The following is a 3254-nucleotide window of genomic DNA, read 5'->3' as shown; positions in this document are numbered from 1 at the left end:
TGACTGTATGAAATTCTCAACTGTGGTTCACACCGAAACCGGTTGCGGTCCGGGAACCACACAGTGGACGCGAGCATCTGAGGACAAGTCCTCGGCCTATTAGTACCGGTCAGCTCCACACATTACTGTGCTTCCACATCCGGCCTATCAACCCGGTCGTCTACCGGGGGCCTTACCAGGTCAACCCTGTGGGAGCCCTCATCTCGAAGCAGGCTTCCCGCTTAGATGCTTTCAGCGGTTATCCCTCCCGAACGTAGCCAACCAGCCGTGCCCTTGGCAGGACAACTGGCACACCAGAGGTTCGTCCATCCCGGTCCTCTCGTACTAGGGACAGCCCTTCTCAAGACTCCTACGCGCACAGCGGATAGGGACCGAACTGTCTCACGACGTTCTAAACCCAGCTCGCGTACCGCTTTAATGGGCGAACAGCCCAACCCTTGGGACCTACTCCAGCCCCAGGATGCGACGAGCCGACATCGAGGTGCCAAACCATCCCGTCGATATGGACTCTTGGGGAAGATCAGCCTGTTATCCCCGGGGTACCTTTTATCCGTTGAGCGACGGCGCTTCCACAAGCCACCGCCGGATCACTAGTCCCTGCTTTCGCACCTGCTCGACCCGTCGGTCTCACAGTCAAGCTCCCTTGTGCACTTACACTCGACACCTGATTGCCAACCAGGCTGAGGGAACCTTTGGGCGCCTCCGTTACCCTTTAGGAGGCAACCGCCCCAGTTAAACTACCCACCAGACACTGTCCCTGATCCGGATCACGGACCCAGGTTAGACATCCAGCACGACCAGAGTGGTATTTCAACGACGCCTCACCGCGTACTGGCGTACGCGTTTCACCGGCTCCCACCTATCCTACACAAGCCGAACCGAACACCAATATCAAGCTATAGTAAAGGTCCCGGGGTCTTTCCGTCCTGCTGCGCGAAACGAGCATCTTTACTCGTAGTGCAATTTCACCGGGCCTGTGGTTGAGACAGTCGAGAAGTCGTTACGCCATTCGTGCAGGTCGGAACTTACCCGACAAGGAATTTCGCTACCTTAGGATGGTTATAGTTACCACCGCCGTTTACTGGCGCTTAAGTTCTCAGCTTCGCCCTTACGGACTAACCGGTCCCCTTAACGTTCCAGCACCGGGCAGGCGTCAGTCCGTATACATCGTCTTACGACTTCGCACGGACCTGTGTTTTTAGTAAACAGTCGCTTCTCGCTGGTCTCTGCGGCCACCCCCAGCTAGGGAAGTAAATTCCCGCACCAGAGCTGGCCCCCCTTCTCCCGAAGTTACGGGGGCATTTTGCCGAGTTCCTTAACCACAGTTCACCCGAACGCCTTAGTATTCTCTACCTGACCACCTGAGTCGGTTTGGGGTACGGGCCGCCACGACACTCGCTAGAGGCTTTTCTCGGCAGCATAGGATCATCCACTTCCCCTCAATCGGGTCGGCATCAGGTCTCAGACACATGTCAGGCGGATTTGCCTACCCAACGTCCTACACCCTTACCCCGGGACAACCACCGCCCGGGCTGGACTACCTTCCTGCGTCACCCCATCGCTCACCTACTACCCGCTCGGGCCGGCGGCTCCACCGTCCACCCTCGTCCGAAGACTTGGATGGGGGCTTCACGGCCTTAGCATCACGAGGTTCAGCGCTGGCGCATCGTAGCGGGTACGGGAATATCAACCCGTTGTCCATCGACTACGCCTGTCGGCCTCGCCTTAGGTCCCGACTTACCCTGGGCGGATTAGCCTGCCCCAGGAACCCTTGGTCATCCGGCGCACACGTTTCTCACGTGTGATTCGCTACTCATGCCTGCATTCTCACTCGTGCAGCGTCCACCACTGGTTTCCACCGCGGCTTCACCCGCTGCACGACGCTCCCCTACCCAGCAACACGCCTGAACCACAAAGGCTTGGCTATATGCGTCACTGACACGACTTCGGCGGTGCGCTTGAGCCCCGCTACATTATCGGCGCGGAATCACTTGACCAGTGAGCTATTACGCACTCTTTCAAGGGTGGCTGCTTCTAAGCCAACCTCCTGGTTGTCTCTGCGACTCCACATCCTTTCCCACTTAGCGCACGCTTGGGGGCCTTAGTCGGTGCTCTGGGCTGTTTCCCTCTCGACCACGGAGCTTATCCCCCGCAGTCTCACTGCCGCGCTCTCACTTACCGGCATTCGGAGTTTGGCTGATCTCAGTAACCCGGTGAGGCCCATCAACCATCCAGTGCTCTACCTCCGGCAAGAAACACACGACGCTGCACCTAAATGCATTTCGGGGAGAACCAGCTATCACGGAGTTTGATTGGCCTTTCACCCCTAACCACAGGTCATCCCCCAGGTTTTCAACCCTGGTGGGTTCGGGCCTCCACGAAGTCTTACCTCCGCTTCACCCTGCCCATGGCTAGATCACTCCGCTTCGGGTCTTGGGCGCGCGACTCAACCGCCCTGTTCGGACTCGCTTTCGCTACGGCTACCCCACACGGGTTAACCTCGCCACACACCGCAAACTCGCAGGCTCATTCTTCAAAAGGCACGCAGTCACGACCACCCGAGACAAAACCCGGATGGCGACGCTCCCACGGCTTGTAGGCACACGGTTTCAGGTACTATTTCACTCCCCTCCCGGGGTACTTTTCACCTTTCCCTCACGGTACTAGTCCGCTATCGGTCACCAGGGAATATTTAGGCTTAGCGGGTGGTCCCGCCAGATTCACACGGGATTTCTCGGGCCCCGTGCTACTTGGGAACAACACAAGCAAGCCGTACAGATTTCGTCTACGGGGGTCTTACCCTCTACGCCGGACCTTTCGCATGTCCTTCGACTACCCATACGGTTTCTGACTCGCCCAGCTGCCGGCAGACAACTGAAGTGCCGTCCCACGACCCCGAATAAGCAACCCCTGCCGGGTATCACACCTACTCGGTTTAGCCTCATCCGCTTTCGCTCGCCACTACTCGCGGAATCACGGTTGTTTTCTCTTCCTGCGGGTACTGAGATGTTTCACTTCCCCGCGTTCCCTCCACACACCCTATACATTCAGGTGCGGGTGACAGCCCATGACGACTGCCGGGTTTCCCCATTCGGACACCCCCGGATCACAGCTCGGTTGACAGCTCCCCGGGGCCTATCGCGGCCTCCCACGTCCTTCATCGGTTCCTGGTGCCTAGGCATCCACCGTGCGCCCTTACTAACTTGGCCACAGATGCTCGCGTCCACTGTGCAGTTCTCAAACAACAACCGGAA

Annotated in this window: 1 rRNA gene; it reads right to left on the bottom strand. The window is 58.1% G+C overall.

Annotated features, from left to right (window positions below):
- Positions 1 to 79: 79 nt before the first annotated feature.
- A 23S ribosomal RNA gene (locus AB0C36_RS42465) occupies positions 80 to 3209 on the bottom strand.
- Between the last annotated feature and the right edge of the window lie 45 nt (positions 3210 to 3254).

The organism is Streptodolium elevatio (assembly GCF_040649515.1).
In the GTDB taxonomy this organism is placed as follows: domain Bacteria; phylum Actinomycetota; class Actinomycetes; order Streptomycetales; family Streptomycetaceae; genus Yinghuangia; species Yinghuangia elevatio.
This window is presented reverse-complemented; position numbering and strand designations above follow the sequence as displayed.